The organism is Alteromonas sp. KUL17, from assembly GCF_006538305.1.
Lineage (GTDB): Bacteria > Pseudomonadota > Gammaproteobacteria > Enterobacterales > Alteromonadaceae > Alteromonas > Alteromonas macleodii.
In genome coordinates this window covers 321,102-337,945 of the sequence record NZ_BJKJ01000001.1, presented here as the reverse complement: position 1 = coordinate 337,945, position 16,844 = coordinate 321,102, and the positions used below count along the sequence as shown (strand labels likewise).

The 16,844-nt window shown below is 44.9% G+C and carries 14 protein-coding genes; 6 read left to right on the top strand and 8 right to left on the bottom strand.

Going from position 1 to position 16,844, the window contains the following annotated elements:
* The first annotated feature begins 22 nt into the window (after window positions 1-22).
* Window positions 23-1,372 carry a lysine-sensitive aspartokinase 3 gene (gene lysC, locus KUL49_RS01425; RefSeq protein WP_014948303.1) on the top strand — a complete coding sequence of 450 codons (1,350 nt, stop codon included), beginning with the start codon at window positions 23-25 and terminating at the stop codon, window positions 1,370-1,372.
* 64 nt (window positions 1,373-1,436) lie between these two features.
* Here lysC and KUL49_RS01420 read toward each other — a convergent pair whose 3' ends face one another.
* The 8 genes from KUL49_RS01420 to lptD all read right to left on the bottom strand — a co-directional run bounded on the left by KUL49_RS01420 (window position 1,437) and on the right by lptD (window position 11,188).
* Window positions 1,437-2,018, bottom strand: coding sequence for a heme-binding protein (locus tag KUL49_RS01420; RefSeq protein ID WP_014975692.1), 582 nt, complete (start codon window positions 2,016-2,018; stop codon window positions 1,437-1,439).
* A 227-nt stretch (window positions 2,019-2,245) separates the two neighbouring features.
* Window positions 2,246-4,270, bottom strand: coding sequence for a methyl-accepting chemotaxis protein (locus KUL49_RS01415; protein ID WP_131136051.1), 2,025 nt, complete (start codon window positions 4,268-4,270; stop codon window positions 2,246-2,248).
* Window positions 4,271-4,552: 282 nt separating this feature from the next.
* Window positions 4,553-5,380, bottom strand: coding sequence for a symmetrical bis(5'-nucleosyl)-tetraphosphatase (locus tag KUL49_RS01410; protein ID WP_131136050.1), 828 nt, complete (start codon window positions 5,378-5,380; stop codon window positions 4,553-4,555).
* A 7-nt stretch (window positions 5,381-5,387) separates the two neighbouring features.
* The gene (apaG, locus tag KUL49_RS01405; RefSeq protein WP_014948307.1) at window positions 5,388-5,762 is read right to left on the bottom strand and encodes a Co2+/Mg2+ efflux protein ApaG; all 375 of its coding nucleotides are present in this window, start codon (window positions 5,760-5,762) and stop codon (window positions 5,388-5,390) included.
* Window positions 5,763-5,769: 7 nt separating this feature from the next.
* Window positions 5,770-6,597 (bottom strand): 16S rRNA (adenine(1518)-N(6)/adenine(1519)-N(6))-dimethyltransferase RsmA, encoded by an 828-nt coding sequence (rsmA, locus tag KUL49_RS01400; RefSeq protein ID WP_014948308.1) that lies wholly within the window; start codon window positions 6,595-6,597, stop codon window positions 5,770-5,772.
* A complete protein-coding gene (gene pdxA, locus KUL49_RS01395) occupies window positions 6,594-7,580 on the bottom strand; it encodes a 4-hydroxythreonine-4-phosphate dehydrogenase PdxA (RefSeq protein WP_014975694.1) in 987 nt (328 codons plus the stop codon). Before pdxA ends, rsmA begins: the two co-directional genes overlap by 4 nt.
* 13 nt (window positions 7,581-7,593) lie before the next feature.
* Window positions 7,594-8,907 (bottom strand): peptidylprolyl isomerase SurA, encoded by a 1,314-nt coding sequence (gene surA / locus KUL49_RS01390; protein ID WP_258312597.1) that lies wholly within the window; start codon window positions 8,905-8,907, stop codon window positions 7,594-7,596.
* Between the two features lie 28 nt (window positions 8,908-8,935).
* Entirely contained in the window at window positions 8,936-11,188 is a 2,253-nt protein-coding gene (gene lptD, locus KUL49_RS01385) for an LPS assembly protein LptD (RefSeq protein ID WP_131136049.1), read from the bottom strand.
* A gap of 407 nt (window positions 11,189-11,595) precedes the next feature.
* On the opposite strand from lptD, the gene djlA reads away from it, so the two are divergent.
* The 5 genes from djlA (at window position 11,596) to KUL49_RS01360 (ending at window position 16,791) form a co-directional block, all read left to right on the top strand.
* Window positions 11,596-12,456, top strand: a complete 861-nt coding sequence (gene djlA, locus KUL49_RS01380; protein ID WP_131136048.1) for a co-chaperone DjlA — start codon at window positions 11,596-11,598, stop codon at window positions 12,454-12,456.
* Window positions 12,457-13,383 (top strand): site-specific tyrosine recombinase XerD, encoded by a 927-nt coding sequence (gene xerD / locus KUL49_RS01375; protein WP_014975697.1) that lies wholly within the window; start codon window positions 12,457-12,459, stop codon window positions 13,381-13,383.
* Between the two features lie 358 nt (window positions 13,384-13,741).
* Entirely contained in the window at window positions 13,742-14,464 is a 723-nt protein-coding gene (gene dsbC / locus KUL49_RS01370) for a bifunctional protein-disulfide isomerase/oxidoreductase DsbC (protein WP_014948313.1), read from the top strand.
* A gap of 242 nt (window positions 14,465-14,706) precedes the next feature.
* Window positions 14,707-16,428 carry a single-stranded-DNA-specific exonuclease RecJ gene (recJ, locus tag KUL49_RS01365; protein ID WP_084081830.1) on the top strand — a complete coding sequence of 574 codons (1,722 nt, stop codon included), beginning with the start codon at window positions 14,707-14,709 and terminating at the stop codon, window positions 16,426-16,428.
* An 81-nt stretch (window positions 16,429-16,509) separates the two neighbouring features.
* On the top strand, window positions 16,510-16,791 hold the full coding sequence (locus KUL49_RS01360) for a hypothetical protein (protein WP_014975700.1): 282 nt from the start codon (window positions 16,510-16,512) through the stop codon (window positions 16,789-16,791).
* Window positions 16,792-16,844: the final 53 nt, after the last annotated feature.

Below are 16,844 nucleotides of genomic sequence, written 5' to 3'. Positions count from 1 at the left end.
TTTTATTCTGGAGTTAAATATAGTGACAAATGCCTTATCGATAGCTAAGTTCGGTGGAACTAGCGTTGCGAATTACGAAGTAATGCAAAACTGCGCCCGAATTGTTGCCGGTAATGACAAAACGCGCATTGTGGTAGTGAGCGCTGCGGCAGGTGTAACCAATCACCTGGTAAGCTTAGCGCACACACCTATGACGCAACAGCAAATTGAAGAGACTTGTCAGGCCATTATCAATATTGAGCTTGCCATTCTTAACAAGTTGAAAGATAAAGACGCGGTTGAGCCAAAACTCAACGACTTGTTAGATGAAATGCGAAGCTTAGCGTTTCATGAAGAAATCCTTCACCGTGATGATTTAAAAGATCAGCTGCTTTCAATGGGTGAGCGGATGTCATCGCTGATGTTCTCTTCAGTGCTTGCAGAGCAGGGCGTAAAAACCATGAACTTTGACGTACGTAAGGTGTTACGTACGGACAGTGAGTTTGGAGAAGGTGCGCCGCAAATCGAAGAAATCGAAAAGCTGTCTAAACAATTGCTGGCACCTGAAATTAAAGACGCGATAGTGGTTACTCAAGGCTTTGTTGGAGCCGATGAGGAAGGCCGTACTACAACGCTAGGTCGTGGTGGTTCTGATTTTACGGCGGCGCTACTTGCTGAAGCGCTTGATGCCGAATCGTGTGAGATTTGGACTGACGTAACAGGGGTGTACACAACTGACCCGCGCATCACGCCAGCTGCTCATCCGTTACCTGAACTCAGCTTTGAAGAAGCGGCGGAAATGGCCACCTTTGGTGCCAAGGTACTACATCCTGCCACTATGGAGCCTGCGCTTCGCAAGGACATAAAGGTGTTTGTAGGCTCTAGTAAGGAGCCAGAAAAGGGCGGTACTTGGATTGTGCGTGATTGTGAGCACGAACCACCGTATCGCGCTATTACTCGCCGTAAAGAGCAGGTAATGGTGACAGTGAAAACACCGAAGATGATGTATGCGCAAGGCTTCCTACAGCAGGTATTTGCCATCATCGCTAAGCACAAGCTAAGTGTTGATTTGGTTACCACGTCAGAAATCTCGGTATCTTTTACCCTTGATAACCCTGCAAACTCTGTGGCTCAGCGACTAAACAAAGAAACCATTGCTGAACTTGAAACTATCTGTGATGTGAAAGTAGAAAAAGGTTACGACCTAGTCACGGTTGTAGGTAACAACATGCAAACCGCTGTTGGTGTTTCTAGCAAGATTTTAGCTGCGGTTTCAGATTTCAACCTGCGTATGATTTGCTTTGGCGCCAACCCGCACAACCTATCGTTCTTGGTTAACGAGACCGACAGTGACGACGTGGTTCGCAAGCTTCACACGGCGTTATTTGAATAAGCACCTACTGTGCTGAATGACCCCAAAAAACGGTCGCCTTAAAGGCGGCCGTTTTTATTTCACATCAGTTTGTAGATGATTTCAAAATGTCGACCGGTACAATGATTTCGTGACGTTTATTCCACGGTAGGGTGAAAGGCGAGTCGTAGCCCATATAGCTAGGTTCACCATCAAGCTCAATATTATTGTCCCTAAGGGCTTTAAGCAGTTTATTCGTATACTGCTTCTTATCGCTGTCCTTGTTGAAACCTGAATAACGAATAGCGGCTACCGTTCTCGCTGGTACAGTAACCAGCGATACATCTTTGTGCGTAGGCACAGGAGCGCTTTTAATGTCATATTTGCTGGGCAAGAAAAACATCATTGTTTCTGAAGATGAGACTTCGACAGGAGAGGTCATTGCAATTTCTTGAGAGCGCTTTCCAACTTCTACGGGGGACGTCATTGACACATTGCTACTGGATGTATTCTCACCAGAGATATAATTAAAGAGTAGTTGAAATGCTCCGTTATCTTCATTCCCACTAGACATTACGCCTAACGCTTCATTGTAATGCCTCACTTCAATATCTTCATCAAGGGTCTCGATAATGGAATAGGGAAGGGTTTCTGTATCTTTGTAATATGATGGCTCAGCCTGGATCATTGTTGACGCCAATAAAGTAGTAATGAAAAGAGGCAAGCGAAAACGGGAAAATATCATTCTTTTTTAGTGGTTTGTTACGAATAGTCCTTATACGAATTAAAGCCGATTAATGCTCAGTTAAACTGTTCTTAAGTAACTATCTATGCATTCCTAAAGTGTCCCAGATTAATTGTTAGACACAAAAAAGGGGCTAAAAGCCCCTTCTTAAAACAGGTTTGTAAAAAGCGTTACACTTTAAACTGTCTGATAGACTGTTGTAACTCTTCAGCAAGTCGAGCCACTTCATGGCTAGACTCAGACGTTTGCTGTGCTCCAGCTGTCGTCTCTTCAGCGATACCCACAATAGTTTCAAGCTTTTCGCTGATCTCTTGTGATACCGTATTCTGTTCACGGGCAGACTGCTCAATTTGAGAGCTCACGTCATGGGCTTTGTGAACGGCGTCAGAGATGATATCCAATGCCTGTGTAGCTTTTTCAGTTTGTGCCACACACGCCGCAGTTTGCTCTTTACCTTGATTCATCACCGATACCGCTTTTTCAGCACCCGCTTGAAGCACTTCAATCATTGCGTTGATTTCTTGTGTCGATTCTTGAGTTCGGCTGGCGAGGGTTCTTACTTCATCAGCAACAACCGCAAAGCCTCGACCTTGTTCACCAGCACGCGCTGCCTCAATAGCAGCATTCAAGGCGAGCAGGTTGGTTTGATCTGCAACACCACGGATAACGTCTAAGATGCCACCAATGCTTGCGCTGTCTTGATGAAGCTTATTGATAACGTCTGCCGCTTCTTGAACGTCACGAGATAAGATCTCAATGGTGTTCTTATTCTCTAGTGAGATTTGGCGCACGTTCTCAGCCTCAGCATCCGCATGGCGAATTTGACTTAGTGTATCTTCAGCGTTTTGCACAACCAGCTGCGACGTAGAGTGCATTTCTGTGGTTGCTGTTGCTACTTGGCCAATTTGTGATTTCTGATCCTGAATTGAATGCGTCGTTTGCGCCGTCACTGCAGACGTTTGTTCTGAGGCGGCTGCCAGCTGTTCAGCACGAACGTTAATGGCTGTAATGAGCTCCTTCAGGTTTCCAATTAGCGTATTACAGTTTCGAGCTAAAAGACCAAATTCGTCTTGCGCCGAATCGTCTAAGCGGTGCGTAAGGTCACCCGATGAAGCCACCGTCAGAAGTTCATTTACACGATAAAGCGGACGTGTGATTGCGCGAACGGTCACGTAGCCAATGAATGCTGCTACTGCAATCGAGATGATAACGACCACAATAACGAACGTGTTGCCTGTCGCAATCGCGCCATTAACCTGATTTTCTACATGTGTCGCTTTCTTGTCTGCAAGGTTGAGCAGGTTTTCAAGAGCGACAACCGCTTGCGCGATATTTGAGTCTGAAGCGTTAAGCGCTTTTTCAGCATCATTTCTACGCTCTAGACGATCAACATGAAGCTGAACCACGCCATCGCTAGCTTTAATCGCATTGATTGCATTGTTAACCAAGTCGTTAATGTCATCAAGAGTACCAGAATCATCGCGGCCGCCCGCAGTTTGCATCATGTCGCTTAATTGAGTGACCACTTTCTCGACAACCAAATCAACTTCGTTGCCTAGCGTCTGCGAACGAACCAGTGTCTCTGTTTTAATGTACTCGTATGAAACCGTTAGCAAAGAAAGCAGCGACGTCTCAAGTTGGCCGCCGATTTCTGCCGCACGTCGTAGGTTAGAGTCGCGCTGAACTGCGTCTAAGTCTGAGAAGTCTAGAAGGTAGGTAGATGCATCGTCTGCGTTGTCTTCGGCGTCACCCAGTCTGTCTTGAATTGTGTTGCGTATATCAAGGTACATTTGGTGATTTTTGTACATCGCTTCAACATTGGTGATATATGCTTCATATGATTCACGTACAGTATTCAGCGTGCTCTTTAGTTCAGGCTCGTTATTAACGGCCTGCGCCAGTTTCTTATATTCACTCTCAAAGGTGTCTTTGGCAGAGTTAAAAGACGCTCGTTTGTCTTTTAAGCCATTTAGATCTTCTTCGATGTAGCTCTCGAAGGTAAGTCGTCCCATATTGAGAAAGCTGGCTTTAAGTGCATTGCTGCCTGCTACTGTGGGTAATGCAACGTCATTTACTTCTTCCGTTGCTGAGCCTATTGAGTTGAGGTTATAAAGTGAAACAACACTAATGACGATCAGAAGTGCGCTAATCGCTACAAATCCCCCGATTACGCGTGTGGCTACCGTTATTTTCATCGGAACTCCTGGATGAGTGTTTTTTATTTTTATCCCTAACGATATTACCCGTCTCAGCAAACAAAATATAGCGATTAAAGAAGCTAGTTTGCTTAATTACTGAGTAGATAATGAGACATTATCGTTACTATCGTAAGTAAGTGTATCGGCTACAATAACTTAATGTTTATTTTATTTAGCACTTAAGTGTAGAAAGTTTAACTGGTAATACCAGTTGATGTGTAAAATTATACACGTAAATATGTGCGAATTGGATAATTGCGGAGCCAGTAAACTCTGGTTTTAGGCAGAAACACTCACAAGCGAAGCGAAGTTCAGGTTTAGCAAAGTCATGCTTTGCCCCCAAACATAGCCTGTATCTAAGCCGATAAATTGATGGCTGTTTGTTTGGCCCGACAGAGCTGCCCAATGCCCAAATACCACTCGTTGATCGTCACCGAGCTTTTTATTCTCTACTTCAAACCATGGTTTTAACGTGCAACTAGTGCTGTGGGATACTGCGCTGGGATGAGATTTGTTATCAAAATCGAGTGTGCCATCGGTATGAACAAAACGCATGCGCGTACACGCATTCACAATAAAACGCAGTCGCTCATCACCCTTAAGTTTATCTGACCAGTTGTTGGGTTTATTACCATACATTTCTGAAAGAAAAGCAGCGTAATTGTCGGATTTTAGGATGTTGCTAACTTCGTCACTAAGTGAAACGCACTCATCGATAGACCATTTAGGATAGAGTCCAGCATGCACCATTACTGATTGCTCATCTAACTTCATTGCCAACGGGAACTGACGCAACCAGTCAATAAGTTCGGTCAAGTCTGAAGCATTAAGTAGAGGCTCTAATTTGTCGGATTTTTTTGCTTTGCGAATACCGTTTACAACGGCAAGTAAGTGAAGGTCGTGGTTTCCTAAAACACTGCTAAACTGGCTGCCGAGAGACTTTAAAAAGCGCAATGTGCTCAAAGAATCTTCTCCTCGAGCAACTAAATCACCTACTGCGAGTAGCGTATCGTTTTCTTCGTCGAATTTTACTTTATCTAACGCGCGACGAAGACCCTCGTAACAGCCTTGTATATCACCAATGACGTACGTGTTACCTTGCGACATAGAAACCTTAATGAAGAATACTTGGAATGGCTAATCGGAAAACGTCGATAGGAACGCGAAAACGCTCGCCGCTCTCTAATTCCATTACATAGTAGCCTTCCATATTCCCAACCGGTGTGTCAATGACAGCGCCACTGGTATAGTCAAAATGCTCGCCCGCTTTCATGATAGGTTGCTTGCCTACAACCCCATCACCTTCAACTTCTGATGTCTTGCCATTTGCATCGGTAATTTTCCAGTAGCGACTGAGTAATTGCACCGTATGGTCGCTATTGTTCTCAATCGTAATGTGGTACGCGAAGGCAAATTGCTTTGAATCTGACGGAAGGTGGTCGGGAAGGTGACGGGTTTTCACCCGCACCTTAATATCAAGTACATCCATAGAGAACTTACTGCTCTTGTTGGTGCTCTTTTGCCGACACAGCGTTTGCTATTGTGGCAAAATCGTTAAGTGATAATACTTCTGCGCGAGAGGTAGGATCGATACCTAGCTCACGGATCTCCTCTTCACTTAAACTGTCTTTCAGCGAGTTGCGAATGGTTTTTCGGCGCTGGTTGAACGCTTGCGCACAGACGCGCTCAAGCGTATTTACAGACTCAACGTCTACTGGCGGAGCCTGATGCGGCACTAGCTTCACTACTGCAGAATCAACCTTCGGGGGTGGCTTAAAGGCACCCGGCGGAACATTGAGTACCGGAATGACGTGGCAGTAATACTGCGCCATAACGGAAAGCCTGCCGTAATTCTTAGAACCTGGTCCTGCTGCCAAGCGGTTTACCACTTCTTTTTGAAGCATAAAATGCATATCTTCTATGCAGTGAGCATGATCAAAAAGGTGAAACATTAGTGGTGTCGAAATGTTGTAGGGCAAGTTACCAAATACGCGAAGCTTTTTGTCTTTGACTGGCATTTCTTTAGAAAGGGCGCCAAAGTCCATGGTCATTGCATCTTGTTCAATAACCGTTAGCTTATTGCCGTTAAATGGATGGTGTCTCAACCGCTTAGCAAGATCTCTGTCTAGCTCAATGACTGTGAGTGCATCTACTTCTTCACAAACAGGATCTGTTAATGCGCCTAAACCGGGTCCAATTTCTACCAGGTTTTGTTCATTTTTTGGCGCGATAGCCGCAACAATCTTGCCTATCACGTAATCATCGTGAAGGAAGTTTTGTCCGAATCGCTTTCTGGCCGTATGGCCTAAGTGTGTTTTACTCATTGTTGATGATGTGCAAGCTCGATGGCTTTTTCCAATGCTTTTCTGAAACTACCGGCGTCGGCTTCACCTGTTCCTGCTAAGTCTAATGCAGTACCGTGATCTACCGATGTACGAACGAAAGGTAACCCTAGCGTGATATTCACTGAAGCCCCAAAACCCTTATATTTTAGCACGGGTAAGCCTTGGTCGTGATACATAGCCAGCACTACGTCAGCATTTTCCAGATATTTGGGTTGAAATATGGTGTCTGCAGGTAGAGGGCCTGTGATCTTTAAGCCTTCTTCTCTTAGTTCGTTAAGCGCCGGAATGATGGTATGAATTTCTTCAGTGCCAATGTGACCATCTTCACCCGCGTGAGGGTTCAAGCCACACACATAAATGTGAGGTTCTTTAACGCCAAACTTCAATTTAAGGTCGGTGTTGATGATATGAATGACCTTATGAAGACGCTCTCGGGTGATAGCTTTCGCTACATACTCAAGGGGAATATGCGTGGTGGCAAGCGCTACATTAAGACCTTCAGTTGCCAGAAGCATAACCACATCAATGGTATTGGACTGATACGCAAAAAACTCAGTATGACCGCTGAATGATACCCCTGCTTTGTTGATAATGCCTTTGTGTACGGGGCCGGTAACGACGGCGTCGAAGTCGCCATCCATATTTGCCTGACACGCCTGGCGCAGAGTTTCTACTACGTATAACCCGTTTTCGCTATCAAGCTCGCCTGGCGTAACGTCAACGGATTTATCTATTTGCTTTATAAACAACGAACCCGCATCTTGAATTTGCGGGTTAGTGGCATCGTAATCGATTAGCGTTAATGGCAGCCCCAAGGCGCTTGCTCGTGCTTTGAGCATTTCGCCATCGGCAAACACGACAAGCTGCGCTTGCCATGCTTCCTGGGCCAGTTTTATGATCAAATCTGGCCCGATACCTGCCGGTTCTCCCGGCGTTATTGCTATTTTAATTGGTGTACTCATGAATAACTTATTGTTACGAGTCGACAACTTCTACGTAAGCGGCATCACGCATCTCACGTAACCAGTTCTCGGTTTCCTCTGAAAATTTACGGTTGAAGATAAGCTGGTAAGCTTTATCTTCTTTGCGCTTATCGGTAGCGTCATCAATACGACGTTCAATAAGCTGAATTAAATGCCAGCCGTGCACGGTACGAACAGGTTCACTAAATTCTCCAGGCTCAAGCTGTGCAAGTGCGTCTTTAAACTCAGGCACGTAATTATTTGGATCCGACCAGCCAAGCTCGCCACCGCGAAGGGCTGAACCAGGATCTTCTGAATGCTCTTTAGCTAGCTCTGCAAAATCAGCTTCACCATTTTTCACCTCTTCCTTGAAGCGGTTTAGCATGGCTTTAGCTTTGTCTTCGCTAAGAATGATTGACGGCTTAACAAGAATGTGGCGAGAGTTTACTTCTTCCACCGTGACTTTCTCAATACCGCGCGTATCTAATACTTTTAGGATATGAAAGCCTGCACCGCTTCGAATAGGTCCAACAAGAGCATCTTTGTCTTTGTTTTGAATAGCTTCAGCAAAAAGCGTCGGCATGGCGTTAATGTTAAGCCAGCCCATGTCACCGCCTTCGAGCGCTTCGTTACCTGATGATGACGCAATGGCGATTTTAGCAAAATCAGAGCCTGACTCTAATAGTGAAATGACTTTGTCTGCACGCTCACGTGCCGATTGAATATCTTCATCTGTAGGCTCTGGCGGGAAACCAATAAGAATGTGACCTAAGCGATATTCAGCTTGAGTAGCGCCTTGCTGTTCCATCAGGTCAATCAAGGTTTCAATTTCTTGAGGTGTAATATAAACACGGCGACGTACGTTAGCACGGCGAACTTCACCCATGATAACTTCTTCGCGAATGTCTTCGCGGTAATCATCGTATGCAATACCTTCTGCCGCTAATTGGGCACGAAGTTCTTCAATCGTTGCATTTTGATTCGCTGCAATGTTGCTAATGGTTTGCTCTAGCTGTGGATCGCTAATGCGAATACCCATACGCTCTGCCATTTGAAGCTGAAGGCTCTTAGTGATTAAACGCTCAATTGCCTGTGTACGAAGCGCACGATCTGACGGTAGCTGTTGATTATTAGCTTCTGCGTTGCGTTTAACGTCTTGTACAAGGGCATCAATTTCGCTTTCAAGCACAACACCTTGGTCAACAATTACGGCCACGCGGTCAAGCATGACCTCTTGCGCAACACTGTTAAACGAGAGTAGGGCACCTAACATCAATGCACGGATAATGAACTTCATACACACTCTTTTATTATTGGTTGATTGCATTTAAGCGCTGTAAGCGCTCAACTGCGGGTTAATTTAAACTATAAGGCTGACGATAGCCAAACATACCGTCTTGAAGCATGCTTTTTTGGGTACCAGATGACCCGATGCCTTTGAAAATAAATTGTAGCGATATTCCAGAATCAAAATCGTCTGTTGTCTGTTCGCCGCTAGCATTGTAACGGTTGTTCAGACTGCGCTGCGCAACTAATCGCACCGCCCAACAGCATGATTCATACTGGATACCTGCATAGGTTTCTACACTTCTATTGCGTTCAAGATCTCGGTAAGTACGGCCAACCCACTGCCAATTTTCAGAAATAGGCCAGCTTGCCGAAATACCAATTTGATCTATGGTTTCACCACTGAGATCGCGAACATAGCGATGACTTAATTGAATAAAGCGCGAATCATCTTTGCGGTATTCAATACCCACGCTGCTTAAGTCAACTTTGTCTGTGTCAGTGGTCACTTGCACATCAGAATGGAAGAACCAGTTTTTATTAAAGCGCCAATCCACTTCAGCGGCGAGCGCTGAACGATCTTGATTCTTGGTTGCCGCAATGACTTTGTTATCTTCAAGGTAGAATATCTGACCCACACTAAGAACAAATTGTTCCCGATTGTTTTTATCCAACATGCGTGTGGTCGCGCCAAGGGTGATTTGGTTGTTATCGCTTATTCTATCAAGGCCAGTAAATTCCTGACCTCTAAACAATCCTTCAACGTCGGTTAACAGCGGCGTTGAGTCATAGAATCCAATCGCAGTTTGGTCTTCATACGATGTATAAAGATATTGAATCTTTGGCTCTAAAGTCATCGACATATCGTCGCTGAACCACGATTTATCCCTTTCAAAATATAATGCGCCATAAAGGCGAGCTTGTCCTAATGTGCGTTCAACATCTTCTTTTAAGTCAGTTCCTTCAACATTGTCTTGTTGATAAACCGTTTGAAAAAGCGTGGTTTCTGCGACAAGTTCACCCCATGCTGCGCGAAGCGGCACCGCTAAAGTAGGTGCAACGTGAAAACGAGTAGCCGTTGGAGCGGTATCGAGAGTATTGTCAAAGTGTGCGACTTCTGAGTCTAGGTTGAACTCTAGATATTCACCTAACGCTTTGTTGTAGTTGATTTTGATCTCAGGTACGGCGCGATAGCTATCTGCAGTATTACCCAGTACTTCAAAATCTTTTATCTGCATATTTACGGATAGATTTTGCGAGTAGTAACTTAATCCAACGCTACGATATAGGTGGGTGTCAGCGCGACTATAATAATCTGAACCAAGGTCAACTAAATAGTTGTCGTCACTTAATCCGTTGAAATCAACGTTTAGTAACCAGTTGTCAGCTATAAGCCCTTGATGCTCCAAGCGATAAAAATATCGGTCAGGGTTCCCACTAATATCTGAGTCGCTCGGCAAGTACTCCACGTACGCTTTGCCTTGGCTACGCTCCGTTAGATAACGGAACTCAGTATTCAGCTGAAGACCGCGAAGGGTCATCAATCGCGGTGAGATGGTCATGTCATAGTTGGGGGCAATATTCCAGTAAAAAGGCTGCGTATAGTCGACGCCCGTTCTGCTTGAACTGGTTAACTCTGGAAACAATAAGCCCGTTTGGCGCTCGTTGCTAACAGGGAACGCAAAATACGGTAAATAAAACACTGGAACATCGGCAATGTAGAAGCGTGTGTGTTTGGCTTGGCCCCATACGGTCCCTTTTTCCAAACTAATTTCACTGGCGCGTATTAGCCAGTCTTCATCGCCTTCAGGACACGTAGTGAAGCTAACTTCTTTGAGCACAATTCCCGTGTCTGTATCTAATACAATATCTTTTGCGGCTCCCTGACCCACAAAACCCGTCAGCTGATAGCGGGTATTTTGCATTTCTAAGCGCTCTTCTTCAGAGCGAAGGGTCACAGCATCACTTTCTACTTTTAACTGCGAGTCTTGATACGTTACGTCGCCTTTCGCAATAAGGTCTCTGCCACTTCCGTTAATTTGTGCTTGAGATGCACTAATTACCGCAGTATCTGACGTGATATCAACATTACCAGAAAACAGCGCTACGGTATCTTGGATAATTTCAGTACGGTTAGCTTCAACTTTAACGTGGCCTTTGGGCATTAATGCTTGGCTACTGAAAGTAACAGGTTCGACTGAGCAGAATGCAAGAGGGGCTGCATCTGACGTTGGTTTAGAATTTGAAGCTGTCGTTTCCTGTGCAAACGCGACTGTAGGCAAAAGAGTCGCGGAAACAAGCATGGCGCAGGTGTTTTTCATGCGTTAATGGGCGGCCTGTTTTGTTGTATGTTGCTTTTAAACCCAAGTAAGACGACGTCCGTCTCGGTTAGTTCGACATAACGTTTAAAAAAACAGTGATAATGCACATTACTTCTTGGCAAAGAGTTAATGTAGCTTTCACTCGCTATTACTATTTATATAAGCGCTCAATTCTAAGCACTTCTGTCGTAATTACCAACCATTCAGACAAAAAAATGCACTTTTATATGCACAACACATCAAAGACGGAGGCAATTAGTGGCAGTAAGCTTGATTTCAAGCTGCACAAGCCCTAGTTAATTAACTTATGTATTTGATATGATGATTGGTATAACGCGCTCTGCACGGCGTGATTTCACTACAGTAACATCAACTTTCTAAACAGTGCACCAACGGAGTATGACGCGATGTCAATTTGGGGAAAAATCCTCGGCGCCTTGTTCGGCTTTATGTTTCTTAAAATACCTGGGGCGATCTTAGGGCTGTTAGTCGGGCACTTTTTTGATAAAGCCTATCGCCAAGACTTCAATCAGCTAGGTGGCTTTGGGCGCTTTTTTACCGATCAGGACAATCTGAAGCAGCAAGCTATTTTCTTTCATAGTTTGTTTAGTGCGTTAGGCCATCTTGCTAAGTCTGACGGCAAAGTAACGGACAGAGAAATTCAAATCGCCACAGCATTAATGGACGAGATGCGTTTAACTGGGGATGCCCGTCGTGAAGCTCAGGATGCATTTAGAGAAGGCAAAGCACGAGACTTTCCTCTAGTCGATACCTTGAAAGGTTTTTACGACGCCAGCCACGGTAGACGGGATATTCTTCAAGTATTCTTAGAGATCCTTATTCAAGCCGCTTTCGCCGACGGTCAGCTTTCACAGGAAGAATACAACGTACTTGAAAAAGTAGCGAAGCCACTAGGCTTTAGGCGTCGTGATTTAGATTATCTAATTTCAATGTATGAAGCTGAAATACGCTTTAGGCAGCGGTCTAACTCTGGCTCAGGACAACGCACTCATTCAGGTCAACGTCAGCACAGCAAATCAGCCTATTCAGAACAGCAAAGTTTAGATGATGCCTATCACATATTAGGTGTGGCGGCATCTGACGATGAAAAGACAATAAAACGTGCCTATAGGAAGCGCATGTCTGAGCATCACCCCGATAAGCTGGTGTCTAAAGGGCTACCTGAACAGGCAATGGAAATTGCGAAAAAGAAAGCGCAAGATATTCAATCAGCCTACGAGCTGATTAAGCAAAAGCGTGGCTTTTAGATGGCAAAAACTCAACGTGAGTTAACTTATGTGCCGGCAGCGAGTCAGGCGCATATCGATGGTTTTATCGAGATGCTTTGGCTTGAGAAAGGATTGTCTGATCATACTCAGCAGAGCTATCGCACCGACCTTACTAAGCTTGCTATCTTCAGCAACAATCAAGGCGTAAAAGATATCGCTGTGCTGACCACTGAGCAGCTTCAGGATTATTTAGCCTATCGACACGACAAGGGGCTGTCCACACGCAGCACCCAACGTGCGCTTAGCGCTATCCGGGCGTTTTTCGTATTCCTAATTAGTAAGCAGGTTCGCGTTGATAGCCCAGTTTCCGCGCTGTCTAATCCGAAAACACCCAAAGCTTTGCCTTCTTCACTCAGTGAGCAACAAGTTGAAGATTTGCTAAATGCCCCCCTTACCGACGACCCTATTGAATGTCGGGACAAGAGCATGCTTGAAGTGCTTTACGCAACCGGCCTTCGTGTAAGTGAACTTATTGGGTTAACAATGGATCAAATAAGCCTTCAGCAAGGCGTAGTTAGGGTTGTGGGTAAAGGGAATAAAGAGCGCTTAGTGCCCCTTGGTGAAGATGCAATAGAATGGCTGCTGACCTATATTAAAACAGCAAGACCGATACTCGCCAGTAAGGCTTCTGATGTGGTATTTCTAAGCAAGCGTGGACAGAAAATGACGCGCCAAACATTTTGGCATCGCATTAAATACTATGCGGTGAAAGCGGGAATTGAGCAGCACCTTTCTCCCCACACGTTGCGTCATGCCTTTGCGACACACCTTTTGAATCACGGTGCTGATTTACGTGTTGTACAAATGCTGTTGGGGCACAGCGATTTGTCAACGACTCAAATATACACCCATGTAGCGACAGAGCGACTTCAAACTTTAATCCACAGTCATCACCCACGTGGCTAAATTGGCTAAATATACAAATAAAGAATGCTATAAATTGGGGGCTGTGTACGACGAGGCTCAGTGACGACGTATATAAAATAAAAAGGTCTATGATAGGATACGAGCCATGCAAAACGTTTAGAAAATACATTTTCCGTTAGTGCTTTAACGCGGCTGAATTTAAATGATGACGTTAAATGTACTGAGGTTAAAAGAAAATTAGCGTTTAACGTGCAATTTTTTGCTAAGTTTTACGGTCTGAACGTTATGAATGTAAAAATTTTTAGCAATTGCTTTAAATGGAAGATACCGATTCAAGCAGTTGCATGTTAAGCCAATAAGTACAAGAGAACTTAAATGGCAAAATGGAGAGTATTTAGTGAAAGCAGTAAAGAAAGTATTGTTAGCCAGTGTAGTTGCGGCAGGTTCTCTATTAGGGCTTAGTGCGCAAGCGGCTGATGAAGCGGCTATCCGTGATAAATTAACCTCAATGCTAGGGTTAGATGTAGAAACTATTGCTGACTCTCCAGTATCAGGGCTGGTTCAGGTATCAACAAACCGCGGTTTATTTTACGTAAGTGAAAACGGGCAGTATCTGCTTCAGGCTCGTGTTTTTAACATTGATGAAGAGATGCGTAACGAAACAGAGCTGGCACTTTCTGGGCTGCGCAAAGAAGGCGTAAAAGAGATGGAATCATCGTCTATTACGTTTAAGGCCAAAAACGAAAAGCATGAAATAAGCGTATTTACTGATATTACGTGTGGCTATTGCCGTAAATTTCACAACGAGATTGATGAACTCAACGATGCGGGCATCACCGTACACTACCTTGCGTTTCCACGTTCTGGGTTAAACAGTGAAAACTACAACGATATGGTGTCGGTGTGGTGTGCGAAAGACCCGCAAAAAGCGTTAACTAAAGCTAAAGCGGGTAACGACGTAGCTAGCGCAAGCTGTAAAAATAAAGTGGCAGAGCAGTACATGTTAGGTCAAAAATTAGGCGTGAATGGCACGCCAAATATCGTACTGCCAGACGGTTCATTGATTCCTGGTTATCAGCCAGCTGCGTTGCTTGCTAAAGCATTGGAGGAAGCTGAATAGCCATTCAGTCCTTAACCTTAAATATGATAAAAACGCACGCTTTGTGCGTTTTTTGTTTTCTGCGGTATGATTCGTCCTCATATTTTCTAGCGTTTTTTCGTACAGTTTTGCTTTGCAGTTCACACGAGCGTTTACTTGGAATCTGCACTAATTATCAAGTGTCCCGACTCCAGTCTTTTTATTTAAAGCCTATTTGAACTGGCATCGACAACTGCATTTACAGTATTGGTTAGTGGTATTTCATGATTTTGCCTATTGTTCGCCGTGAGGTTACCGGCGCCTCGCTTAGTTCCGACTTACATCCTGTTATCGATAGAATTTATCGCGGTCGTAATATTGCGAATTTAGATGACTTGGAGAATGGTCTAAAAGGGCTAACACACTTCAATGTCTTGAAGGGGATGCCGCAGGCCGCGCAAATTCTCGCCAATGCTGTTGTGCAAAATAAACGTATTATTATTGTGGGCGATTTTGATGCCGACGGAGCAACCAGTACATCGGTATGTATATTGGCGCTTCGAGCCATGGGCTATCACAACGTTGATTTTCTTGTACCTAACCGCTTTGACTTTGGTTACGGACTTAGCGTGCCTATTGTGGATGAAGCTGCCAAACAGGGGGCAGAGGTTATTGTTACAGTGGATAATGGCATTTCCTGTATTGACGGTGTAACCCATGCAAAGTCGTTGGGAATGCAGGTTGTTGTTACCGATCACCATTTGCCAGGTGATGTTCTACCTCCCGCTGATGCGATAGTAAACCCTAACCAACCTGGCTGTGAATTTCCTTCTAAAAATTTGGCTGGGGTTGGCGTTGCCTTTTACATCATGCTAGCACTTAAAGCCGAGCTACAGCAGCAAGGGCATTTTGAAAAAGCGGGAGTAGCGCCACCAAACCTAGCGTCGCTACTTGATATTGTTGCGGTTGGCACCGTGGCCGATGTAGTAGTGCTTGATAAAAACAACCGAATTTTAGTTCATCAAGGCCTTCAGCGGATTCGGGCGGGTAAGTGTCGACCTGGCATTAAAGCATTGGTCGAAGTAGCGAATCGCGATTGCGCTCACTTAACCTCAACTGACTTAGGCTTTGTGGTTGGGCCAAGGCTTAATGCCGCGGGTCGATTAGACGACATGTCACAAGGCATTGCGTGCTTATTAGAAGATGAAACCATTCAAGCGCGAATGATCGCTGCGGAACTCGATGCGCTTAATAAAGAACGCCGTGAAATTGAGACCGGCATGAAAGCACAAGCGGAAACCGTACTAGAGCAAATGGCGCTGGATGAAGGCGATATGCCAAGCGCACTGGTGGTTTATCGCGAAGACTTTCACCAAGGGGTTATTGGTATTGTGGCAGGGCGTTTGAAAGAGAAATATCTTAAGCCTGTTATCGCTTTTGCCCATCAAGACGACGAGATCATTAAAGGTTCGGCACGCTCAATTCCTGGCGTGCACATTCGCGATGTACTTGATGAAGTTAATACGCGCTACCCTGGCGTTATCGAAAAATTTGGCGGGCATGCCATGGCCGCTGGATTAAGCTTGCCCGTAGCTAAGCTTCAAGACTTCGAGCGGGCTTTTGTTGATATTGCGCGAGCGCACATGGCAAAGCTTGATGGAAATCATGCTTTACTTTCCGACGGTGACTTGTCATCGAAAGAGCTGTGTTTACCCTTTGCGCATTTACTGCGTCAAGCAGGTCCGTTTGGACAGGGCTTTGAATCACCGCTATTCGATGGTGAATTTGCACTACTTGACCAGCGCTTAGTTGGCCAAAAGCACTTAAAAATGGTGTTAAAAAGTGACGGTGCTAACGAGGTCGATGCTATTGCGTTTAACGTTGATTTAAAATCATGGCCGAATGCCATGGTCAAACGCGTGCATATTGCCTATCGACTTGATATCAACGTATTTCGCGGTCAGGAAACCGTGCAACTTATTGTAGAGCAAATAGAAGCGCGTTAGCAGGAGCGAGTTCACACGCAGACGGATGGCCAGTCAGCCTAACGAGCAATAAGCGTAAAGTTGTGGAAAGAAGGGACAAAGGTGAAAAGCGAAAGACAAAAGCTGGTGGATAAGCATAGTCAGCTGAATCAAACCGACAATGCAAAAGTGATTTCCCACGTTCAGCGAGAAGAGAAAGACAGCGACTGGATTCGCCACACCATTATGCTAGAAGGTATTGATGTCCCTTTTATCTATCGGCGTAAACAGCAATACCAAAGCTTAAAAGGCGCGCGAGTGAACGTAACCTACTATCGCCACGTTGAAGAGGTGGCTGGCATTGAGTTTGAAACCATGAAAGTGGTACGAATTAAGCGCAGCTGATATTAACGTTGCCAGCGGTAACACTTTGGCCACAATCAAAACACAGTGAACAA

What these genes read in the sequence shown, in the direction of transcription:
- KUL49_RS01410 (WP_131136050.1), bottom strand. Translation starts at nt 5,380, where the DNA reads ATGTCGCAAGGTAACACGTACGTCATTGGTGATATACAAGGCTGTTAC.
- djlA (WP_131136048.1), top strand. Translation starts at nt 11,596, where the DNA reads ATGTCAATTTGGGGAAAAATCCTCGGCGCCTTGTTCGGCTTTATGTTT.
- pdxA (WP_014975694.1), bottom strand. Translation starts at nt 7,580, where the DNA reads ATGAGTACACCAATTAAAATAGCAATAACGCCGGGAGAACCGGCAGGT.
- surA (WP_258312597.1), bottom strand. Translation starts at nt 8,907, where the DNA reads ATGCAATCAACCAATAATAAAAGAGTGTGTATGAAGTTCATTATCCGT.
- lptD (WP_131136049.1), bottom strand. Translation starts at nt 11,188, where the DNA reads ATGAAAAACACCTGCGCCATGCTTGTTTCCGCGACTCTTTTGCCTACA.
- rsmA (WP_014948308.1), bottom strand. Translation starts at nt 6,597, where the DNA reads ATGAGTAAAACACACTTAGGCCATACGGCCAGAAAGCGATTCGGACAA.
- recJ (WP_084081830.1), top strand. Translation starts at nt 14,707, where the DNA reads ATGATTTTGCCTATTGTTCGCCGTGAGGTTACCGGCGCCTCGCTTAGT.
- apaG (WP_014948307.1), bottom strand. Translation starts at nt 5,762, where the DNA reads ATGGATGTACTTGATATTAAGGTGCGGGTGAAAACCCGTCACCTTCCC.
- KUL49_RS01415 (WP_131136051.1), bottom strand. Translation starts at nt 4,270, where the DNA reads ATGAAAATAACGGTAGCCACACGCGTAATCGGGGGATTTGTAGCGATT.
- xerD (WP_014975697.1), top strand. Translation starts at nt 12,457, where the DNA reads ATGGCAAAAACTCAACGTGAGTTAACTTATGTGCCGGCAGCGAGTCAG.
- KUL49_RS01420 (WP_014975692.1), bottom strand. Translation starts at nt 2,018, where the DNA reads ATGATCCAGGCTGAGCCATCATATTACAAAGATACAGAAACCCTTCCC.